The 21,271-nt window shown below is 69.6% G+C and carries 19 protein-coding genes and 1 pseudogene; 9 read left to right on the forward strand and 11 right to left on the reverse strand.

The genetic code is table 11. The features are described 5' to 3' along the window. Positions 1-16: 16 nt before the first annotated feature. Complete coding sequence (gene secA / locus FFI97_RS16390; RefSeq protein ID WP_139700124.1) at positions 17-2,803, reverse strand: preprotein translocase subunit SecA; 2,787 nt, start codon at positions 2,801-2,803, stop codon at positions 17-19. A 204-nt stretch (positions 2,804-3,007) separates the two neighbouring features. On the opposite strand from secA, the gene FFI97_RS16395 reads away from it, so the two are divergent. Beyond that, on the forward strand, positions 3,008-3,316 hold the full coding sequence (locus FFI97_RS16395) for a DciA family protein (RefSeq protein ID WP_062474543.1): 309 nt from the start codon (positions 3,008-3,010) through the stop codon (positions 3,314-3,316). Between the two features lie 27 nt (positions 3,317-3,343). Here FFI97_RS16395 and FFI97_RS16400 read toward each other — a convergent pair whose 3' ends face one another. The 4 genes from FFI97_RS16400 to FFI97_RS16415 all read right to left on the reverse strand — a co-directional run bounded on the left by FFI97_RS16400 (position 3,344) and on the right by FFI97_RS16415 (position 10,117). Then, the gene (locus FFI97_RS16400; RefSeq protein ID WP_139700122.1) at positions 3,344-4,576 is read right to left on the reverse strand and encodes a pyridoxal-phosphate dependent enzyme; all 1,233 of its coding nucleotides are present in this window, start codon (positions 4,574-4,576) and stop codon (positions 3,344-3,346) included. 109 nt (positions 4,577-4,685) lie between these two features. Continuing rightward, on the reverse strand, positions 4,686-5,378 hold the full coding sequence (locus tag FFI97_RS16405) for a hypothetical protein (protein ID WP_260685009.1): 693 nt from the start codon (positions 5,376-5,378) through the stop codon (positions 4,686-4,688). Between the two features lie 84 nt (positions 5,379-5,462). Continuing rightward, positions 5,463-6,494, reverse strand: a complete 1,032-nt coding sequence (locus FFI97_RS16410; RefSeq protein ID WP_260685010.1) for a response regulator transcription factor — start codon at positions 6,492-6,494, stop codon at positions 5,463-5,465. Further along, entirely contained in the window at positions 6,491-10,117 is a 3,627-nt protein-coding gene (locus FFI97_RS16415; RefSeq protein ID WP_139700384.1) for an ATP-binding protein, read from the reverse strand. Before FFI97_RS16415 ends, FFI97_RS16410 begins: the two co-directional genes overlap by 4 nt. Before the next feature lie 102 nt (positions 10,118-10,219). Between FFI97_RS16415 and FFI97_RS16420 the strand changes: the two genes are divergently transcribed. The 4 genes from FFI97_RS16420 to ureC are packed head-to-tail and all read left to right on the forward strand — an operon-like array spanning position 10,220 to position 13,186. Beyond that, positions 10,220-10,522, forward strand: a complete 303-nt coding sequence (locus tag FFI97_RS16420) for an urease subunit gamma (protein WP_062474548.1) — start codon at positions 10,220-10,222, stop codon at positions 10,520-10,522. Positions 10,523-10,551: 29 nt separating this feature from the next. After that, positions 10,552-11,151 carry a HupE/UreJ family protein gene (locus FFI97_RS16425; RefSeq protein WP_144004464.1) on the forward strand — a complete coding sequence of 200 codons (600 nt, stop codon included), beginning with the start codon at positions 10,552-10,554 and terminating at the stop codon, positions 11,149-11,151. A 7-nt stretch (positions 11,152-11,158) separates the two neighbouring features. Then, on the forward strand, positions 11,159-11,464 hold the full coding sequence (locus FFI97_RS16430; protein ID WP_070063624.1) for an urease subunit beta: 306 nt from the start codon (positions 11,159-11,161) through the stop codon (positions 11,462-11,464). A gap of 3 nt (positions 11,465-11,467) precedes the next feature. After that, positions 11,468-13,186, forward strand: coding sequence for an urease subunit alpha (ureC, locus tag FFI97_RS16435; RefSeq protein ID WP_139700120.1), 1,719 nt, complete (start codon positions 11,468-11,470; stop codon positions 13,184-13,186). A 30-nt stretch (positions 13,187-13,216) separates the two neighbouring features. Here ureC and FFI97_RS16440 read toward each other — a convergent pair. The 4 genes and pseudogenes from FFI97_RS16440 to FFI97_RS16455 form a co-directional block, all read right to left on the reverse strand. Next, positions 13,217-14,618, reverse strand: a pseudogene (locus FFI97_RS16440) (amidase). Positions 14,619-14,769: 151 nt separating this feature from the next. Beyond that, complete coding sequence (locus FFI97_RS16445) at positions 14,770-15,708, reverse strand: helix-turn-helix domain-containing protein (protein ID WP_139700117.1); 939 nt, start codon at positions 15,706-15,708, stop codon at positions 14,770-14,772. 133 nt (positions 15,709-15,841) lie between these two features. Next, positions 15,842-16,246, reverse strand: coding sequence for a type II toxin-antitoxin system death-on-curing family toxin (locus FFI97_RS16450; protein WP_139700115.1), 405 nt, complete (start codon positions 16,244-16,246; stop codon positions 15,842-15,844). Beyond that, entirely contained in the window at positions 16,243-16,470 is a 228-nt protein-coding gene (locus FFI97_RS16455) for an AbrB/MazE/SpoVT family DNA-binding domain-containing protein (protein WP_095743901.1), read from the reverse strand. The genes FFI97_RS16450 and FFI97_RS16455 overlap by 4 nt, the downstream gene beginning before the upstream one ends. Positions 16,471-16,541: 71 nt before the next feature. Here FFI97_RS16455 and ureE point away from each other — a divergent pair, with 71 nt between their 5' ends. The 3 genes from ureE (at position 16,542) to ureG (ending at position 18,642) form a co-directional block, all read left to right on the forward strand. Continuing rightward, positions 16,542-17,147 carry an urease accessory protein UreE gene (gene ureE / locus FFI97_RS16460; RefSeq protein WP_139700113.1) on the forward strand — a complete coding sequence of 202 codons (606 nt, stop codon included), beginning with the start codon at positions 16,542-16,544 and terminating at the stop codon, positions 17,145-17,147. A gap of 151 nt (positions 17,148-17,298) precedes the next feature. Beyond that, positions 17,299-17,970 (forward strand): urease accessory protein UreF, encoded by a 672-nt coding sequence (locus FFI97_RS16465; protein WP_139700111.1) that lies wholly within the window; start codon positions 17,299-17,301, stop codon positions 17,968-17,970. A gap of 21 nt (positions 17,971-17,991) precedes the next feature. Then, the gene (ureG, locus tag FFI97_RS16470) at positions 17,992-18,642 is read left to right on the forward strand and encodes an urease accessory protein UreG (RefSeq protein WP_070063629.1); all 651 of its coding nucleotides are present in this window, start codon (positions 17,992-17,994) and stop codon (positions 18,640-18,642) included. 27 nt (positions 18,643-18,669) lie between these two features. Here ureG and FFI97_RS16475 read toward each other — a convergent pair whose 3' ends face one another. After that, the gene (locus FFI97_RS16475) at positions 18,670-19,548 is read right to left on the reverse strand and encodes a pirin family protein (protein WP_139700109.1); all 879 of its coding nucleotides are present in this window, start codon (positions 19,546-19,548) and stop codon (positions 18,670-18,672) included. A 150-nt stretch (positions 19,549-19,698) separates the two neighbouring features. On the opposite strand from FFI97_RS16475, the gene FFI97_RS16480 reads away from it, so the two are divergent. After that, positions 19,699-20,655 carry a LysR family transcriptional regulator gene (locus FFI97_RS16480; RefSeq protein WP_139700107.1) on the forward strand — a complete coding sequence of 319 codons (957 nt, stop codon included), beginning with the start codon at positions 19,699-19,701 and terminating at the stop codon, positions 20,653-20,655. On the opposite strand, the gene FFI97_RS16485 is transcribed toward FFI97_RS16480, so the two are convergent. Next, positions 20,644-21,252, reverse strand: coding sequence for an ATP-binding protein (locus FFI97_RS16485; protein WP_139700105.1), 609 nt, complete (start codon positions 21,250-21,252; stop codon positions 20,644-20,646). The two genes, FFI97_RS16480 and FFI97_RS16485, sit on opposite strands and share 12 nt — an antisense overlap. Positions 21,253-21,271: the final 19 nt, after the last annotated feature.

A 21,271-nucleotide genomic window follows, 5' to 3' on the forward strand; every position in this document is an offset into this window, starting at 1 on the left:
GGTGCGGGACTTCAGCTCAGCTCAGCTTGCCGTGGCACGCCTTGTACTTCTTGCCGCTGCCGCAGGGGCAGGGGTCGTTGCGGCCGACGCGCGCGAAGGCGGCGGCTTCGGCGCTCAGGGCGCCCGTGCCGACGGCCGCCAGGCGACGCTGGTTCTCTTCGTCGACGCGCACCTCGACCTCGCCGGTCTCGGTGGGCGCGGTGTAGGTGATGTTCGAGACGTTTTCGCCGCGGCTTTCCATTTCCTCGGCCGCCTGCTCGAGCTGTTCGCCCGACTGCACGCGCACCGTCATGAGCTGGCGCGTGACTTCGTTCTTGACCGAGTCGAGCAGCTGGCCGAAGAGCTCGAAGGCCTCGCGCTTGTATTCCTGCTTGGGCTGCTTCTGTGCATAGCCGCGCAGGTGGATGCCCTGGCGCAGGTAGTCGAGCGAGGCCAGGTGTTCGCGCCAGTGGGTGTCGATGCTCTGCAGCAGCACCATGCGTTCGAACTGGGTGAAGTTCTCCTGGCCGATCAGCGTGACCTTGGCGTCGAAGCTCTCGTTGGCGTAGGCCACGATCTTCTCGACCACTTCCTCGTCGGAGATGGCATCGGCGGCCTCGACCTGCTGCTTGAGCGGCATGTCGATGCCCCACTCGCTGAACAGGCTCTTCTCGAGGGCGTCGAGGTCCCATTGCTCCTCGACCGATTCGCGCGGCACGTACTGGCGCGCGAGGTCGGTGAAGCAGCCTTCGCGCAGCGCGGCGATCTGCGCCGTGAGGTCGGCCGCGTCGAGGATGTCGTTGCGCTGCTGGTAGATCACCTTGCGCTGGTCGTTCGACACGTCGTCGTATTCGAGCAGCTGCTTGCGGATGTCGAAGTTGCGCGCCTCGACCTTGCGCTGCGCGCTCTCGATGCTGCGCGTGACGATGCCGGCCTCGATGGCTTCGCCGTCGGGCATCTTCAGGCGGTCCATGATCGCCTTCACGCGGTCGCCCGCGAAGATGCGCATGAGCGGATCGTCCAGGCTCAGGTAGAAGCGCGAGGAGCCCGGGTCGCCCTGGCGGCCCGAACGGCCGCGCAGCTGGTTGTCGATGCGGCGCGACTCGTGGCGTTCGGTGGCGATGATGCGCAGGCCGCCCAGCGACTTCACGAACTCGTGGTCCTTGGTCCACTCGGCGCGCACGTGGGCGATGTCGGCCTGCTTGGTGGCTTCGTCGCGGCCTTCGTCGGCCTCGATCGCCTCGATCATCTTCTCGATGTTGCCGCCCAGCACGATGTCGGTACCGCGGCCGGCCATGTTGGTCGCGATGGTGATCATCTTCGTGCGACCGGCCTGCGCGACGATGTCGGCTTCGCGGGCGTGCTGCTTGGCGTTGAGCACCTGGTGCGGCAGGCCTGCCTTCTCGAGCAGGGCATCGATGATTTCCGAGTTCTCGATGGACGAGGTGCCCACCAGCACCGGCTGGCCGCGCTCATAGCACTCGCGGATGTCCTGGATCGCCGCCTCGTATTTCTCGCGCGTGGTCTTGTAGACGCGGTCGAGCTGGTCGTCGCGCTTGCTGATGCGGTTCGGCGGAATGATCGTGGTCTCGAGACCGTAGATTTCCTGGAACTCGTAGGCCTCGGTGTCGGCCGTGCCGGTCATGCCGGCCAGCTTGCCGTACAGGCGGAAGTAATTCTGGAAGGTGATCGAGGCCAGCGTCTGGTTCTCGGCCTGGATCTCGACGCCTTCCTTGGCTTCCACGGCCTGGTGCAGGCCGTCGCTCCAGCGGCGGCCGCTCATGAGGCGGCCGGTGAATTCGTCGACGATGACCACTTCGCCCTGCTGCACCACGTAGTGCTGGTCGCGGTGGTACAGGTGGCGGGCACGCAGCGCGGCATTCAGGTGATGCATCAGCGTGATGTTGGCCGGGTCGTACAGCGACGCGCCTTCGGGAATCAGCTTGAGCTCGCCCAGGATGCGCTCGGCGTTCTCGTGGCCGTCTTCGGTCAGGAACACCTGGTGGGTCTTTTCGTCGACCGTGAAGTCGCCGGGCACCGTGACGCCCTCGCCCGTGCGCGGATCAGCTTCGCCTTCCTGCTTCTTGAGCAGCGGCACCACCTTGTTGATCGCCAGGTACAGGTCGGTGTGGTCTTCGGCCTGGCCGCTGATGATCAGCGGCGTGCGGGCCTCGTCGATCAGGATGGAGTCCACCTCGTCGACGATCGCGAAATTCAGGCCACGCTGCACCCGGTCGCCGGGCTCGTAGACCATGTTGTCGCGCAGGTAGTCGAAGCCGTACTCGTTGTTCGTGCCGTACGTGATGTCGCTGCCGTAGGCGGCCTGCTTTTCCTCGCGCGGCATCTGCGGCAGGTTGATGCCCACCGACAGGCCCAGGAAGTTGTACAGGCGGCCCATCCAGGTCGCGTCGCGGTTGGCCAGGTAGTCGTTCACCGTGACCACGTGCACGCCCTTGCCGGACAGCGCGTTCAGGTACACGGGCAGCGTGGCGGTCAGCGTCTTGCCTTCGCCGGTGCGCATTTCGGAGATCTTGCCGTTGTGCAGCGCCATGCCGCCGAGCAGCTGGACGTCGAAGTGGCGCATCTTCATGACGCGCTTGGAGCCTTCGCGCACGGTGGCGAAGGCTTCGGGCAACAGGTCGTCGAGCGACTCGCCCTTGGCAATGCGGTCCTTGAATTCCTGCGTCTTGGCGCGCAGCGCGTCGTCGCTGAGCTTTTCGAATTCGGGTTCGAGCGCATTGATGCGCGTCACCGTCTTGCGATACTGCTTGAGGAGCCGGTCGTTGCGACTGCCGAAGATCTGGGTCAGGAAGTTGGTTGCCATGGGCGTGGAGAGGGGCGGGCACCTGACACGACAGGCACTGCGACCGGATTCCCTAAGATATGGTGAAAGCAGTTGGGCGCACCTTCTTCGAATGCAAGCTTCGCAAGTCTCGAAGTCGGATGGCCCCGTTCCGGAACAAACGCCGACGCACGCGTCGGCAAACCGGGCATTTTAGCTGTCTTGTTTCTAACCCCTGGATTACCCATGTATCGCCGACTGCCCCCCGCCATTTCACTGCACGATGCTGCGGCAGGCGCCCCCACCCTGGGGAGCCTGATGGCGCGCGCGCGGGACACGGCCGAGCGGCTGAAGGCGATCGAAGGGTTGATTCCACCGGCCATGCGCGCGGCCATCCAGCCGGGGCCGGCCGAGGGCGACGTGTGGTGCCTGCTGGTCAAGGGCAGCGCCGCGGCCGCCAAGCTGCGCCAGCTGTCGCCGATGCTGGTCACGCGGCTGAAGAACCGGGGCTGGGACGTCGCGACGATCCGCATCAAGGTGCACACGGGGCGCTGAGCCCCGGGGTTGCACGGCACGCGCGGCTCAGGCCACGGCGCGGTCAGGCCAGCTCGGGTCGCTCGACGCGTCGGAGGTCAGCACCATCACGACATGCGCATCGGCCGCGATGGTCTCGGCCTCGCGCAGTTGCCGCACGGCCCCCAGGCCCGCCGCTGCCGCCAGTTCGGCGCTCACGCCGGCCGCGGTGAGCAGCCGCCGCGCCGCACGGGCCTCGTCGTCGCCCACCACCACGGCACCGCCGCCGCTGGCCGTGGCAGCCTTCCATTGCAGATAAGTGACCGTCGCGCCCGCGCTCGACAGCTGCGCCGTGCGACCGGGGTAGCTGCCGTTGAGCGCGCCGCCGCCGAGCACGCGCGACAGCCGCGGGAAAGGCTCGACCAGCCACATCCGCGGCAGCCGCGCGATGCGCCCCGCCGCCAGCAGCTCGCGAAAGCCGGCGTAGATGCCCCAGGCCATGTCGCCGCGCCCGGTCGGCACCACGACGTGGTCGGGCAGGCCACCATCCTTCAGGCACTCTTCGGCGATGGCCTTGTAGCCCTCCACGCCCAAGGGTGCGCTGCCCAGCGCGGGCAGGCGGTAGTTGGAGAGCGCGAAATACCCCGGGTACTGCGAGCGCTCGCGCACGAAGCCCCAGCGGCCGGTGTTGTCGGCGAACACATAGCGCCGCGCGCCCAGCGCGTCGAGCTGGCGGGCGTAGGTGGCGGGCATCGCCTCGTAGGAGGCCACCTCGCAACCGAGCCCCGCGGCCCAAGCGTAGTGCGCCGCCGACACCGCCGTGTTGCCCGACGAGGCGAGCACCAGCGTGTGGGCCCCGGCGTCCAGCGCCTGCGCCACGCCCATCGCGGTCAGCCGATCTTTCGGTGAGCCGGTCGGGTTGCGCGATTCGTCCTTGATGCTCAGGCGCGCGATGTCGAACTGCCGCGCCAGCTCGGGCATGTCGTGCAGCGGTGTGTTTCCTTCGCCGAGCGAAAAGCCCTGCACGTACGGCATCGGCACCACGTCCGGGCCGCCGGGCCGGTAGCTGGCGCGCAGCCCGACGTGGAAGCCGGCCTGCCGGCAAGCCGGGCAGCCGTCGTTGGCGAGCGTGACCGGGTACAGCGCGTCGCAGCGCAGGCACTGCAGCCCCTGCAGGCGCGGATTGCGCTGCGGCGTGAACGAGCGGCCGAGCACCCCGGCCGGCCGCCCCGGCAGGAAGGTCTGCGCGGGGCTCTCCGGCGGCGCGGTGAACTTGAAGTCCAGAACGGGCGATGGGGTCACGGATCGTTGACTCGTTAATAAATGTGACCGAATCTTATTCAAAATCAACAAAATCCACGATACGGGAGTTCATCCCATTGCAGCGGATTTCAGTTTTCCTTCACTTATTTCATTTCCAGCTGAATTCGTGGTTCAGCCCGATCACCACGCCGCGCACGCCCTGCGGCCCGGTGCGCGAGGTGCTGATGTCGACGCTGATCAGCGGCGTCAGGCTGAAGCGGCCGCCCACGCGCGAGGTCCACAGGCCCCCGGCCCGGTGGCGCTCGGCGATCAGCGACACGGCGTCGTTCAGCGCCCATTCCACGGCCAGGCCGCCGCGCGGCGTGCGCGCCCCGGTGCCCAGTGCCCAGTCGGCGCCCAGGTTGGCGTGAATCTGCAAGCTCCCGGTGGGCCGCCAAGTCAGCGGCACCACCAGCTGGCCGCCCCAGCGACCGCCGCGCCGCAGGTCGGCCACCGCGCCCATCGACACGGCAGCGCTGAAAGGCGCGTCTGCGGCCGCGCCGGCAAAGGTCCACTTGAGCTGCGGGCCGCCCGTGACCGAATGCACGCCCTGCGCCGAGAGCCGGTCGAAGTTCAGCCCCAGCTCGACCGGCCCGACCCGGCAGGCCGGCCCGACATGGAAACCCGTCGTGACCGGCTCGGCGCCGCTGCGGCCCCACCAGGTTTCGTACTGGCACTGGCCGGGGTCGAGCGCGCCGGCGTCGTCGACATCGAAGTGGCCGGCGGCCTGTGCGCCCAAGCCCGGCAGCGCCGCGAAGGCGGCCAGGAGCAGGCGTGCGGTGCGCGTGTTGTTGTTCTTCATTTCGTGCTTCCCTCGGAGAGCCCTGCCTCATTCTAGGAAGCCGGAAAGTCCGCGCCATGACGCGGCAACGCCATCCCCCACCCTTCAGAGTTCGAACTGCGGCTGCAGCTCGCGGATGCGCTTGATCGCCACGCCGGCCGCTGCCGTGCGCGTCTCCACGCCCAGCTTCACGTACACGCGCTCCAGGTGCTTCTTGGCGGTGGCCGGGCTGCTGCCGAGGATCTCGCCGATGTCCTTGTTGGTCTTGCCCTTGACCACCCAGTACAGCACCTCGGCCTCGCGCGCCGTGAGCTTCAGGCTCAGGCTCATGGCCTCGATCACGGCGGTGTCGGACACCTCGCGCATGACGATCATCCATTCGTCGCCGGCATCGTCCTCGCCGGTCTGGCGGTGCAGCCGCAGGCTCAGGCTGCGCGCGCCCTGCGCGATGACCAGCGCGGGCGGCTCGATGCCGCGCGCGCGGGCGTCGGGCGCGTGCTGGCGCAGCCAGCCGAGCACGGCCGGCGGCGTCTCGGGCGCCTGCGTCTCGCAGTAGCGCGCGAGCAGCTCGCGCGCCAGCGCCGTCTGCCAGATCAGCCGCCCCTCGGGCAGCCGCACCGTGATGCTCGCGTAGCCGAAGGCGTCGAGCGCATTGCGCGCCTGCCCGGCCTGGTGCGCCTCCTGCCGCGCGCGGCGCGCGCCCTGCAGGTGCACGTTCATGCGCGCCAGCACTTCCTTGGGCTTGATCGGCTTGGTGACGTAGTCGACCCCGCCCGCCTCGAGCGCGGCCACGAGGTGCTCGGTTTCGGTCAGGCCCGTCATGAACACGATGGGAATGTGCGCGGTGGCCGCATCGGCCTTGAGCCGGCGCGCCACCTCGAAGCCGTCGATGCCCGGCATCATCGCGTCGAGCAGCACGATGTCGGGGCGCGCCTGCGCGGCGCGCTGCAGCGCCTGCTCGCCGTTGGTGGCGATGAGCACGGTGTAGCCCGATTCGTCGAGCGCGTCGTGCAGCACGGCGAGGTTGTCGGGCACGTCGTCGACGATCAGCACCAGGTCGCCGTGGGCGCCCTGCTGCTCGCGCAGCGTGCGGGCGAGCGGTGAAGCGGGCAGGTTCGGTGGAGACAACAGGGTCATGCGGCGCCCTCGGCGGCTTCGGCCAGCGCGCGGCCCATGGCTTCGAACTGGAACTGGCGGGCCAGCGCGCGCTGGGCCTCGGTCCACGCGGCGCACTCGGGCTGCGCGGCATCGATGTCGTCGAGCTGGTTCATGATGCCCCGGAAGTAGCCTAGGCCCACGGCCTCGTCGAGCGCGCGCAGGCGTGCCAGCGACGGCGGCTGCATCGCGCGCGGCGCGGCCACGGCGGGCGCGGGCCGCGCCGCGGTGTCGGTCCACTGCAGCGCGAGCCGGCGCTCCAGCCAGTCGAGCAGTTCGGTGTGGCGCACAGGCTTGACGAAGAAATCTTCGGGCGCAATGCCCACGTCGTTGTCCAGGCCCTTGTCGAAGGCGTTGGCCGAGACGATGGCCACCGACGCGTCGGCGAGCCCCAGCTTGCGCGCGCGACGGATGGTCTCCCAGCCGTCGATGCCGGGCATCGCGAGGTCGACGAACATGGCGTCGGGCCGGTAGCCCGCGGCGATGAGGTCCAGCGCGTCGTGCCCGCTGGCCGCGCTGCGCAGCTCGAAGCCCAGCGGCGCGAGCACATGGCCCAGCAGCTCGCGGTCGGCCTCCTCGTTGTCGACCACCAGCAGGCGCCGGCGCACGCCCTCGTAGCCGCGCCGCGCGCGCGGCACTGGTGCGATGCGCGCGACACCCGCCACCGCCTCATGCACCCGCGGCAGGAACAGCCGCACGCAGAACAGCGAGCCCTCGCCCGGCGTGCTGCGCACCTTCATCTCGCCGCCCATCAGGTCGGTCAGCATCTTCGCGATGGTCAGGCCCAGGCCCGCGCCCGGTGCCGACGACACCGCCGCGTGGCCGCGCGCGAAGGGCTCGAAGATGCGCTCGATGTCGGCCGCCGTCATGCCCGGCCCGGTGTCCTCGATCTCGATGGCGGCGAACTCGCGCGCGTAGGCAACGCGCAAGGTCACCTGCCCCGCCGCCGTGAACTTGATCGCGTTGCCCAGCAGGTTGATGAGGATCTGGCTCACGCGCTTTTCGTCGGCGCGCACCACGTCGGGCAGCGTGCCGGCCGCCTCGAAACGGAAGCGCAGGCCCTTCTCGGCCGCTTGCAGCTCGAACATGTCGGCCAGCTCGCGCATCGCATCGGCGAAGCGCATCGGCCGCGCATCGAGCGTGAGCTTGCCGGCCTCGATGTGGGCGATGGCCAGCGTGCCCTCGATGAGCGACAGCAGGTGCTCGCCGCCGCGCTTGATGACGGCCACGGCCTGCTGGCGGTGCGGCGGCACCGAGTGGTCTTCGCCCATGAGCTGCGCGTAGCCCAGGATGCTGTTGAGCGGCGTGCGCAGCTCGTGGCTGATGGCGCTGATGTAGCGGCTCTTGGCCTGGTTCGCGAGGTCCGCCGCCCGCCGCGCCTGGTCGGCCGCGAGCTTGGCGTGCTCGGCGATCTCGCGGGCTTCTTCGGCGCTTTGCTTCGCGTCCTGCAGTGCGCGGTCGGTCTCGCGGTGCAGGGCAATCTCGCGCACCAGCAGGTGGGTCTGCCGGTTCGATTCTTCCTGCGCCACCTTGCGGCTCTGGTGCGCCAGCACCAGCCACCACGCGACGATGCCTGCGATGACCAGCAACGCCATGTAGGCCTTGAGAAAACCCGAGCGCAGCGACGCCTGCTGCACCGCGACCAGCGCCCCGCCCACGTCGGCCTGCGCCGCCAGCGCGAGCGCGCTTTCGCTCAGGGCCCGCAGCTCCTGCTGGTAGAGCACGCCGAACACCACCGCCAGCAGCGGCACGATGACCAGCATCAACAGCAGGAAGTGCCCGAGCCCCGTGTCGAGGTAACGCCAGCTGCGGCGCGGCAGCAACCAGCGCAGCACCGCGGACCACTGCGCCGACAGGCTCGCGTGCGGCTTGCACAGGTCGCCGCAGCGCGCGTCGAGCGTGCAGCACAGCGAGCAGATCGCGCCCTGGTAGGCCGGGCAGTGCGCCATGTCGGGGCCTTCGTACTCGCGCTCGCAGATCACGCAGTGCTGCACCTTCAATCGCTGGTAGCTGCCACCCTCGTCCGGCGACGGCTCGACCCGCGCCCAGCGCACCTTGCGCCCACCCGCGGCCGGCGCGAACAGCACGGAGCCGCCGGCATCGGAGGTGCGCGCCAGGTAGTACTTGCCCCCCGTGGCCCACGCCAGCAGCGGCGACGCGACCAGCGCCGTGCCCAGCGCAATCAGCGCCGAGAAGGCCTGCGCCAGCGGCCCGAACACGCCCAGGTGCGCCGTGATCGACAGCACCGACGCCAGCGCCATCGCGCCCACGCCCACCGGGTTGATGTCCCACAGGTGCGCGCGCTTGAACTCGATGCCCGGTGGCGAGAGCCCCAGCGGCTTGTTGACGACCAGGTCGGCCACCACGGCCATCATCCAGGCGATGGCGATGTTGGCGAACAGGCCCAGCACGTCGCCCAGCGCCTCGAACACGTTCATCTCCATCAGCATGAAGGCGATGAGCGCGTTGAACACCACCCACACCACGCGCCCCGGGTGGCTGTGCGCCACGCGCGAGAAGAAGTTGCTCCAGGCCAGCGAGCCCGCGTAGGCGTTCGTCACGTTGATCTTCAGCTGCGAGACCACCACGAACAGCGCCGTCGCCGCCACCGCCCAGCCGTAGTTCGGAAACACGTACTCGTAGGCCGCCAGGTACATCTGGTTCGGGTCGACCGCGCGCTCCACCGGCACCATGTGCGTGATCGCCAGGTAGGCCAGCGCCGCCCCGCCCAGCATCTTGACCACGCCCAGCACCACCCAGCCCGGCCCGCCCGCCAGCACGCCCGCCCACCAGCGACGCGCCGTGCCCGCGGTGCGCGCGGGCATGAAGCGCAGGTAGTCGGCCTGCTCGCCCATCTGCGTGATGAGCGCGATGCCGACCGTCAGCGCGGCACCGAACAGGTGCAGGTTGAATCCCTGCGCGCCCGACTTCGCCCCGCCGTAGTGCGTGATGCCCGCGAACGCACCAGGATCGCGCACCAGCACGAAGACAAAGGGCACCACCAGCATCAGCAGCCACAGCGGCTGCGTCCACAGCTGCAGCCGGCTGATCACCGACACCCCGTGCGTGACCAGCGGAATCACCACCAGCGCGCACACCAGGTAGCCCCACACCGGCGGAATGCCCAGCGCCAGCTCGAGCGCATAGGCCATCACGGCCGCCTCGAGCGCAAAGAAGATGAAGGTGAAGCTCGCGTAGATCAGCGAGGTGAGCGTGGAGCCGATGTAGCCGAAGCCCGCGCCGCGCGTGAGCAAATCCATGTCGACGCCGTAGCGCGCCGCGTACACGCTGATCGGCAGTCCCGCCAGGAAGATGATGAGCCCCGTGACCAGGATCGCCCAGAAGGCATTGGCAAAGCCGTACTGCACCAGCAGCGTGGCGCCGACCGCCTCCAGCACCAGGAACGAGGCCGCCCCGAAGGCCGTGTTGGCCACCCGCCATTCGGACCATTTGCGAAAGCGCTGCGGCGTGTAACGCAACGCGTAGTCCTCCAGCGTTTCGCTCGCGACCCAGCTGTTGTAGTCGCGCCGCACCTTGACGATGCGCTGGGGGGCGTCGTCGGTCAGGAGGGGTGTGTCGGCGGGGTTCACACCGTTTCGGTGCAGCTTCCGTGCCACCGGGTACGGCATTTGGCGAACAGGGCACGACTGTTGCAAAGCCACAGCCTTGCCCATAATCACCGACCGCCACCCGACCCCACCCCCGCCATGGAACTGACCCCGCGCGAAAAAGACAAGCTGCTGATCTTCACGGCCGCGCTGCTGGCCGAGCGCCGCAAGGCGCGCGGGCTCAAGCTCAACTACCCCGAAGCCGTCGCGCTGATCACCGCCGCCGTGATGGAAGGCGCCCGCGACGGCAAGAGCGTCGCCGAGCTGATGAGCGAGGGCCGCAGCGTGCTCACCCGCGCCGACGTGATGGACGGCATCGCCGAGATGATTCCCGACATCCAGGTCGAGGCCAGTTTTCCCGACGGCACCAAGCTCGTGACCGTCCACCAGCCGATCGTCTGAACCTCCGCCACAAGAAGAAAGACCCCTCCATGCGCTTCGCAAAGACTTCCGCCCTGCTCGCCACCCTTCTCCTGCTGCCGCTGGCCGCCAGCGCCCACACGGGCGTCGACGGTGGCGTGCACCACGGCTTTGTCACCGGCTTCATGCACCCGCTGACCGGCGCGGACCACCTCGCGGCGATGGTCGCTGTCGGCCTGTGGAGCGCGCTGGTCGCGCGCCGCGCCTGGCCCGACCTGCTGTGGGCGCCGCTGGCCTTCGCGGGCATGCTGCTCGCGGGCGCGCTGGCCGGGCTGGCCGGCGTGCAGCTGCCGGCCGTCGAACCGATGATCGCCGCCTCGCTGCTGGTGCTGGGCCTGCTGGTCGCCACGCGTGTGCACCTGCCGGCCGGTGTTGCCATGGCCGTGGTGGGCCTGTTCGCCGTCTTCCACGGCGTGGCGCACGGCCACGAGCTGGCGGGCGAGCACGGCGCCGCCCTCACGCTGGCCGGCATGGTCAGCGCCACGCTGCTGCTGCACGCGGCCGGCATCGCGCTGGGCTGGGCGCTGCGCCATGCCAACGCCTGGCTGCCGCGCGTGGCCGGTGCCGCCGTCGTCGCCCTGGGCGCCACGCTGCTGGCCCAGGCGGTCTGAGGCGGCCATGACGCCCGGCGAACTCCTCACCGACGACGGCGAGCACACGCTCAACCCCGGCCGCCGCGCCCTCACGCTGGTGGTGCGCAACACGGCCGACCGGCCGATCCAGGTCGGCTCGCACTACCACTTTGCCGAGACCAACGGCGCCCTCGACTTCGACCGCGCCGCCGCGCGCGGCATGCGGCTGAACATCGCCTCGGGCGCCGCAGTGCGCTTCGAGCCGGGCCAGCAGCGCACCGTCGAACTGGTCGATTTTTCCGGCGATCGCATCGTCTACGGCTTTCGCGGCCTCGTTCAAGGGAAGCTCTAAAACATGGCCACCATCGGGCGACGCGCCTACGCAGAAATCTTCGGCCCCACCGTGGGCGACCGGGTCCGCCTTGCGGACACCGACCTGCTGATCGAAGTCGAAGCCGACTACACGCTGCGCGCCGGCGGCTACGGCGAAGAAGTGAAGTTCGGCGGCGGCAAGACGATCCGCGACGGCATGGCGCAGTCGCAGCGCACGCGCGCGCAGGGCGCGGTCGACACGGTGATGACCAACGCCCTCATCCTCGACCACTGGGGCATCGTGAAGGCCGACATCGGCCTGAAGGACGGCCGCATCGCCGCCATCGGCAAGGCCGGCAACCCTGACGTGCAACCGGGCGTGGACATCGTCATCGGCCCGGGCACCGAGATCATCAGCTGCGAGGGCACCATCGTCACCGCGGGCGGCATCGACAGCCACATCCACTTCATCTGCCCGCAGCAGATCGAGGAGGCGCTGGCCTCGGGCGTGACGACCATGCTCGGCGGCGGCACCGGCCCAGCCACCGGCACCTTCGCGACCACGGCCACGCCAGGCCCCTGGCACATCGAACGCATGCTGCAGGCGGCCGATGCCTTCCCGATGAACCTGGGCTTTCTCGGCAAGGGCAACGCCAGCCTGCCCGATGCGCTGCACGAGCAGATCGAGGCCGGCGTCATGGGCCTGAAGCTGCACGAAGACTGGGGCACCACGCCCGCGGCCATCAGCAACTGCCTGGACGTGGCCGACGCCACCGACACGCAGGTGGCGATCCACAGCGACACGCTGAACGAATCGGGCTTCGTCGAGAACACCATCGCCGCCGTGGGCGGGCGCGCCATCTGCGCCTTCCACACCGAGGGCGCGGGCGGCGGCCATGCGCCCGACATCCTGCGCGTGGTGGGCGAGGCGAACTTCCTGCCCTCGTCGACCAACCCGACGATGCCCTACACCGTGAACACGCTCGACGAGCACGTCGACATGCTCATGGTGTGCCACCACCTCGATGCCGGCATCGCCGAAGACCTGGCCTTTGCCGAGTCGCGCATCCGCAAGGAAACCATCGCTGCCGAAGACGTGCTGCACGACCTGGGCGCGATCAGCATGTTCAGCTCCGACAGCCAGGCCATGGGCCGCGTCGGCGAGGTCGTCATCCGCACCTGGCAGACCGCGCACAAGATGAAGCAGCAACGCGGCACGCTGCCCGAGGACAGCGAACGCAACGACAACTTCCGCGCGCGGCGCTACGTGGCCAAGTACACGATCAACCCGGCCCTCGCGCACGGCATCGCGCACGAGGTGGGCTCCATCGAGGTCGGCAAGTGGGCCGACCTCGTGGTCTGGAAGCCGGCCTTCTTCGGCGTGAAGCCCTTCACCATCATCAAGGGCGGCACCATCGCGATGGCCGCGATGGGCGACCCCAGCGCGTCGATTCCCACGCCGCAGCCGGTGCACTTCCGGCCGATGTTCGGCGCCTACGGCGGCGCGCTGGCGAAGAGCTCGCTGACCTTTGTCTCGCAGGCCGGGCTGGCCGCTGGCATCAAGGAGCGCTACGGCCTGAGCAAGCACCTCAGCGCGGTGAAGAACATCCGCAACGTGCGCAAGCAGGACCTGGTCCACAACGGCTACACGCCGAAGATGGAGATCGACGCGCAGACCTATGCCGTGCGCGCCGACGGCCAGCTGCTGACCTGCGAGCCGGCCAAGGTGCTGCCGATGGCGCAGCGCTACTTCCTGTTCTGAACGAAGCCGCGCTGCGGCTTCTGCGGTGACTCACACGGCCGGGTGCCGGCGGTGCCAGTCCGTCGCCCGCTGGAACGCCCATCCCGCGCGCACCAGCAGGTCTTCGCCGAAGTGCGGCGCCACGAACTGGAAGGCCACCGGCACGCCCGCCTCGGTGGCGCCGCCCGGCAAGGTGAGCGTGGGGCTGCCCGTGAGGTCGAACGGGCAGGTGTAGCGCAGCATGCCCGCCAGCAGCTCCGGGTCCACGCCGAGCTGGCCGGCGCGCTCGAGCGTCGGCGCCGCGAAAGGAATGGCCGGGATCAGCAGCAGGTCGACCTCTTCGAAGAACGTGCGCACGCGGCCGGTGAAATCGGCGCGGCGCAGCAGCAGCTTCTGGTAGTCGGTGGCGCTTTGCGACAGGCCCAGGTCGATCAGCCCCGCGAGGCCCGGGCCGTACTCATCGCGCCGCGACGGGTACGTGGCCTCGTGCGCCACGGCGGTCTCGACCGCGCACAGCGGCGACCAGTCGAGCACCGCCTGCGTCGTGTCGGGAAACACCACCTCGCGCACCGAGGCGCCCAGCGACTCCACCGTGCGGATCGCGGCCGCCAGCGTGGCGCGCGTGGGTGCGTCCACGCGGTCCAGCGTCCAGGCGGGGTCGATGCCCACGCGCAAGCCGGCCAGGCCGCGCGTCATCGTCGCCAGGTAGTCGGGCACCGGCAGCGTGCTGGCCGTGGGGTCGCGCGGGTCGGCGCCCGCGATGGCCGCCAGCATCGCGCCCGCATCGGCGGCGCTGCGCGTCATCGGGCCGATGTGGTCGAGCGACGCGGCGAGTTCGAAAGGCGCCGTGGCGGCTCACCCGCCCCCACGTCGGCTTCAGGCCCGTGATGCCGTTGGCCGCCGACGGAAAGCGGATCGATCCGCCCGTGTCGGTGCCCAGCGCGCCGAAGCACAGCCCCGCCGCCGTGGCCACGCCCGAGCCGCTGGACGACACGCCGGGCCACAGCGTGGCGTCCCACGGGTTGACCGGCGACGCGATCTGCGGATGGTGGTCGGCAAAGGCGCCTTCGGTCTGCTGCAGCTTGCCCAGGATCACCGCGCCGGCCTCGCGCAAGCGGTGCACCACGGTCGCGTCCTCGGTCGGGCGGAACGATTGGTGGATGGTCATGCCGTGCGCGCTCGGCACGCCCTCGGTCCACAGCAGGTCCTTCACGGCCAGCGGCACGCCGTGCAGCGGTCCGCGCGCGCGGCCGGCGGCGATCTCGGTGTCAGCGCGGCGCGCCTCGTCGAGCGCCTGCGCGTCCATGCGGGTCGCGTAGCTGCGCAAGCGGCCGTCGACGGCCTCGATGCGCGCGAGCATGGCGCGCGTGACTTCTTCCGACGAGCGTTCGCGCGACTGGATCTGCCGGCCGACCTCCAGCAGTTCGAGATGATGCAATTCCTTGTCCGCCATGACTGACTCCGCGTGTGTAGGGTTGAGAAAGAAGGTCCGAATCCAAGTGGCGACACCGCCACCCCGGGCGAACCTTATCGGCGCGCGGCGGCCCGCGCTGGTCTCTTCCGGACATGCACTTGTGCTGGGGCGGACACCCCGCGCGCGGCGCTCAGCGCGGCTTCAGCAGCGTGTGCGGCGCACAGCCGTAAGCCTTGCGGAAGACCCGGCTGAAATGCGACAGGTCGGAGAACCCATGCTGGAACGCGACGTCGGTCACGCTGTGCGCGCGCCCGCCCACCAGCGCCTCGCGGCTGGCCGCCAGGCGCGCCTGCCAGACCGCGCCCATCGCTGTGGCGCCCTGGCGCGCGAACGCCCGCGCCACGGTGCGCGCCGAGACGTGGTGCGCCTGCGCCAGCGTGTCGAGCGAAAGCGCCGGGTCGTCCAGATGGCGCTCGATGTAGGCCGTCATGCGCGCATGCAGGCCGCGCTCGGCGCCGGCGTCGCCAGCCATGTCCTGCTGCAGCTCGAGCGTCACGGCCAGCAGGTCGATGAGCGCGCCGCCGAAGCGTTCGGCGGCGGCGGAATGCGGCTGCGCAAAGGCCGGATTCGCCGTCTCCCGCAGCATCGCGTGCAGCGGCGCCGCGCCGGGACGGTCCGCGGCGATGGTGCGGGCGGTGAACTCTTCGGCCTTCGCGAAGCGCCGCAGCAGCAGCCGGCGCGGCATGCGCGCCAGGTAGACCGAGCGCGCGTCCAGCGTGCATTCGAACGGCCGGCCGGCGTCGTAGAGCAGCATGTCACCACTGCGCAGGCGCCCCTGCCGCCCGCCTTGCACCAAGGTGCCTTCGCCCTCCTGCACGAACGCCAGCCACAGGTCGTCCAGCGGATGCCGGCGCAGGTGGGGCGCGTCGCGCGACCAGTGATGCATCGGCGCCGACATGCGGTTGACGCTGACCGCGCCCACCTCGCGCACGTCGAGCCGCCCCTCGAACGGCTCGGCCGTCATCGCGCGGCTGGCCGCGGGAATGCAGTGGCGGCACACGACGTCGTGCCAGTAGTCGAAACGCAGCGGGGTGGCGACGTCGGTCGTCAGGTAGGCCAGGCTGTTCATGACGCGGATGCTGGGGCGGATGGGGCGCGCAGGCAAGTCCTTCGCGGGGCCCGGTACTTGCTAAGAAAGGAGGAACCCTTGTTGCACCGTGCCCATGCCTGCGTTTTCACTCACCCGCGCCGCGCGCGCCGCTTCAGCCGTTGCGTGGTGCCAGGTGCTCGCGAATCCACTGGGCGAGCGCGTCTTCGTCCAGCCCGCCTTCGGCGAGCTTCAGCGTGATGAGCACGCAGTCATGGTCGGACGCCACCAACTCGAAGCCGTTGAGGTCGAGAAACACTTCCATCGCGACGAAAGCGGTTCGCTTGTTGCCGTCCGTGAAGGGGTGGTTGCGCGCGATGCCGAAGGCATAGGCGGCGGCCAGCGTGGCCGCATCGGGCGACTCGTACAGCGCGCGGTTCTGCGGCCAGCCCATGGCCGAGGCCAGAAGGCCTTCGTCGCGCACACCGGCCGGCCCGCCGTGCTCGGCCAACTGCTCTTCATGCACCGCATGGATCAACTGCAGGCTGAGCCAGACCCAGGCCTGGTTGGCCGCGCTCATTTCGCCAGCTCGCGCAGCACGTTGCGCCGCTTCTTCATGACGCGCCGCGCCGCCTCCATCTGGCGTTCGAAGGCGTCGTCGTACGGCGTTAGCGTGAAGCCGCCACCCGCGGCCTGCGTGAGGTAGACCGTGTCGCCCTTGCCGACCTTCATGCTGGCCAGCACCTCCTTGGGCAGGATGACACCGACCGAGTTGCCGATCTGGGTCAGTTTGAGTGCGGACATGGCGGACTCCCACGAGCAAAAGTTATAACAAGCGTTATATTATTCCGCCTCATCTGGAGTCGCAACCCGCCATGCTCACCGCCAACAAACTCATGCCCCAGGGCCGCGGTCTCGCGCCCGTGCTGCTCAAGCGTGCCGCCACCATCGAACTCGATTGGGACGTGCGCCAGAAAAGCCGTTTCGACGCCACCGACTCGCAAGGCCGGCAGATCGGCATCTTCCTGCCGCGCGGCACCGCGGTGCGCGGCGGCGACGTGCTGGTGGCGGAAGACGGCTCGCTGGTGCGCGTGATCGCGGCGCCGCAGCCCGTGCTGCGCATCACGCACTGCACCGCCCACGGCACGCCCTTCGACCTGACGCGCGCGGCCTACCACCTGGGCAACCGGCATGTGCCGATCGAGCTCAAGCCCGACCACCTGAAGATCGAACCCGACCACGTGCTGGCCGACATGCTGCGCTCGATGCACCTGATCGTCGTCGCCGTCGAGGAAGCCTTTGAACCCGAAGGCGGTGCGTACGGCGCCCAGGGGCATTCGCATGGCGGCCACAGCCATGATCACGGCCACGACCACGGGCACTCGCACAGCAGCGGCCCGAAGCCCCTCGTGCTCGCCCCCGAACTGCTCGACGACGATCACGGCCACGGTCACGACCATTCCCACGGCCACTCGCATTGAAATGACCCACCGCCCTTCCCGTGCGCAGGACACTGGGTGCTTCCCGCAGCGAAATCAAGGAGGAGGGGCGAAGCCCCGGGGGACATTCGCGGAGGGAAGTACCCGGTGGCCTGCGCACGCGCCCTGAACAGCGGCGCGCGCCAATAAACAAATGCCAACCCCGCACAGCCTCCTCCAGCTCATCTGGCTAGCCTCCCCCGCCCTGCCAGTGGGAGGCTTCTCGTACTCCGAAGGCGTCGAGGCCGCGGTCGAATGGGCCGGCATCCACTCCGAAGCCAGCGCCGCCGAGTGGCTCTCCGACCAGCTGCACCTGAGCTTCGCGCGCGGCGACCTCGCCCTGGCCGCCCAGGCGATCACGGCCTGGCGCGCGAACGACGCGCAACGCATCCGCACCCTCAACGACTGGGTGCTGCACACCCGCGAATCCGCCGAGTTCTTCCTGCAGACCGAGCAGATGGGCCGTTCCTTCGTCGAGTGGCTCAAGCTGCACCATGCCGACACCGCCGAGGTCTTCGCCGGCCTGCCCGCGACCTACCCCGTGGCCTTCGCATTCGCCGCCAGCCGCACCGAAGCCTCGGTGCAGGACGGCTGCCTGGCCTTCGCCTTCGGCTGGGCCGAGAACATGGTGGCCGCCGCCGTCAAGGCCGTGCCGCTGGGCCAGAGCGCGGGCCAGCGCATCCTGGCGCGGCTGGCGAACGAAATCCCTGCGGCCGTCGAGCGCGCGATGCAACTGAGCGACGACGAGCGCCAGGCCTTCGCGCCCCTGCTGGCGGTGTTGTCGGCCCGCCATGAAACACAATATTCCCGCCTCTTCCGAAGCTGACCGAACCGGACCTTTTCGCCCATGACCTCCGCCCTGCACCACATCCCGAACCGCACCAAGAAGCTCCCGCCGCTGCGCGTGGGCATCGGCGGCCCCGTCGGCTCGGGCAAGACCACCCTGCTCGAAATGCTCTGCAAGGCGATGCGCGACAAGTACGACCTGGTCGCCATCACCAACGACATCTACACCAAGGAAGACCAGCGCCTGCTCACCGTGGCCGGCGCGCTGCCGGCCGAGCGCATCATGGGCGTGGAAACCGGCGGCTGCCCGCACACCGCGATCCGCGAAGACGCGTCGATCAATCTCGAAGCCATCGACCGCATGCTCGAAGACTTTCCGGACGCCGACGTGGTGTTCGTCGAATCGGGCGGCGACAACCTCGCGGCCACCTTCAGCCCCGAGCTGTCGGACCTCACCATCTACGTCATCGACGTGGCCGCCGGCGAAAAGATCCCGCGCAAGGGCGGGCCCGGCATCACCAAGAGCGACCTGTTCGTCATCAACAAGACCGACCTCGCGCCCTACGTGGGCGCGAACCTCGACGTGATGGAACAGGACACCCAGCGCATGCGCCGCCAGCGCCCTTACGTGATGACCAACCTCAAGACTCTGACGGGCGTCGCCGAGGTGGTCGCCTTCATCGAAACGCGCGGCATGCTCACCGCCGCCTGATTCTTCAACCAGGGCGGCGGTGGGCGCTCAGTGCGCCACGGCCTCCGGCATCTGCCCGAACTTCCCGCTGCCGAAGTCCTTCATCGCCTGCACGATCTCGTCGCGCGTGTTCATCACGAACGGGCCGTGGCCGACGATGGGTTCGTCGATCGGCTCGCCGCTCAGCAGCAGCACCACCGCGTCGTTGTTGGCGTCCAGCGTGAGCGCGTCGCCCGCGCGGTCGAGCAGCACCATCTGCGCGTCGCGCACGACCGTCTCGCCATTCACCTGCACCGTGCCGCGCAGCACCACCACCGCGGCCGTGTGGCCTTCGGGCACCGGCAGCGTCACCTGCGCACCCTGGTTCAGGCGCAGATCCCACACGTCGATCGGCGTGAAGGTGTGGGCCGGTCCCTTGTGGCCGAGGTAGTCGCCCGCGATCACGCGCACGCTGCCCGCGCCTTCCGGCAGCGGCACCGACGGAATCTGCGCATCGACGATGGCCTGGTAGCCGGGCGCGGCCATCTTGTCCTTGGCGGGCAGGTTGACCCACAGCTGCACCATCTCGAGCTCGCCGCCGTCGCGCGTGAACGCTTCGGAGTGGAACTCTTCATGCAGGATGCCCGCACCGGCGGTCATCCATTGCACGTCACCGGGGCCGATGGTGCCGCCCTGCCCGGTCGAGTCGCGGTGCGACACCTCGCCCTTGTAGACGATGGTCACGGTCTCGAAGCCGCGGTGCGGGTGCTGGCCCACGCCGCGCGGCTGCGCGGTCGGGGTGAACTGGGCCGGGCCGGCGTAGTCCAGCAGCAAAAAGGGGCTGGCGTGGCGGCCCAGCGTGTCGTAGCTGAACAGCGAGCGCACGGGAAAACCGTCGCCCACCCAGTGCGGGCGCGGTGCGCTGTAGGTGCCGAGGATCTTCTTCATGGTCTGTGTTCCTTTCCATCTGGCGGCTCGCCCGGAACGGGAAAGCCATGGATCAAGGATGGGGCCGCAACGATGCTTTGAGTAGATGCCAGAATTCGCCCTCATCGTTCCATCTGGCGAACGATCAACGGCACGGAGGGCCTCCCAGCCATGCGCGACCTGAACGATCTCTACTACTACGCCCAGGTGGTTGACCACGGCGGTTTTGCCCCGGCCGGCCGCGCGCTCAGCGTGCCCAAGTCGAGCCTGAGCCGGCGCATCGCGCTGCTCGAGGAGCGGCTGGGCGTGCGCCTCATCCAGCGCTCCACGCGCCGCTTCAGCGTCACCGACATCGGCCGCCAGTACTACGAGCACTGCGTGGCCATGCTGGTCGAGGCCGACGCCGCGCAGGAGGCCATCGACCGCCTGCAGGCCCAGCCGCAGGGGCTGGTGCGGCTGTCGTGCCCGCCGGCGCTGGTGTACTACCAGGTGGCCGAGATGCTCGCCCGCTTCATGACCGAGTGCCCGCGCGTGACCGTGCAGCTCGAGAGCACCAACCGCCGCGTCGACGTGATCCGCGAAGGTTTCGACCTCGCGCTGCGCGTGCGCTTTCCGCCGCTCGAGGACACCGACCTGGTGATGAAGGTGCTGGGCCACAGCACGCAGCGGCTGGTGGCCCACCCGCGCCTGCTCGAAGGCCTGACGGCGCCGGCCAGCCCCGCCGACATCGGCCTGCTGCCCAGCCTGGACCTCGGCCCGGCCCAGCCGCACCACACCTGGTCGCTCGAAGGCCCCGACGGCGCGAGCGCCGAGGTGCGCCACCAGCCCCGCCTGGTGACCGACGACATGGCCGCGCTGCGGCATGCCGCCCTGCAGGGCGTGGGCGTGGCCAAGATGCCGACGATGATGGTGCGCGACGACCTGCAGGCCGGCCGCCTGGTCGACGCACTGCCGCAATGGGCGCCGCGCAGCGGCATCGTGCATGCGGTGTTCCCCTCGCGCCGCGGCCTGCTGCCGTCGGTGCGCAAGCTGGTGGACTTCCTGGCGGTGGAGTACGAGGCGCTCGAGGCCCTCGAGCTTTCGGGCGTATCGGCCGCGTCGGCGCCGACGCGCACCTCAGTCGACTGATCCAGCGGTCACCGCCGGCGCGTACAGCGGCAGGCGCAGCGTCAGGCCGAGCACGCCGCCGTCGTCCGGCGCGGAATAGATGCGCCCGCCGTGGCGCCCCGCGATGCGCTCGCAGATGCGCGCGCTGGTCAGCGAGGCGGCGTCGAGCGCGTCGAAGAAGCGCGCCAGCGGTGGGCGTTCGCTGTCTGCGTCGAGGTCGCGCCAGTGAACGACGGCCTGCGTGCCTTCGATGCGCGCGCGCACCTGCAGCGTCGCGCCCGCGGCCATCACGCGCGCGGCATGCGCAGCCACCTTGGCCAGCAGCTCGCGCAACTCCGACGGAATGCCGAAGACCGGCACCGCTTCCGCGGGCAGGTCCACATCGAGGTGCAGCGATGTTGCATCGCCAGATTCAGTGCCGAGCAATGGCCGCAGGTCCTGCACGCGGCTGTCCGCCAGTTGCTGGCGCTGCTGCGTGCGGGCCTGCTGCGCGAGGCCACGGGCGTGCACGGCCGCGCGGGCGTTGGCGACGAACAGCGCGCCCATCAGCGCGAGCACGCCAGCCAGCCCAAGGCCGATGAGCGTGGCAATGATCAGGCCGAGTGAACTGCCGTACACGGTCGACAGTCCTCAGCGC

The organism is Variovorax sp. KBS0712 (assembly GCF_006323185.2).
Classification (GTDB): domain Bacteria; phylum Pseudomonadota; class Gammaproteobacteria; order Burkholderiales; family Burkholderiaceae_C; genus Variovorax; species Variovorax boronicumulans.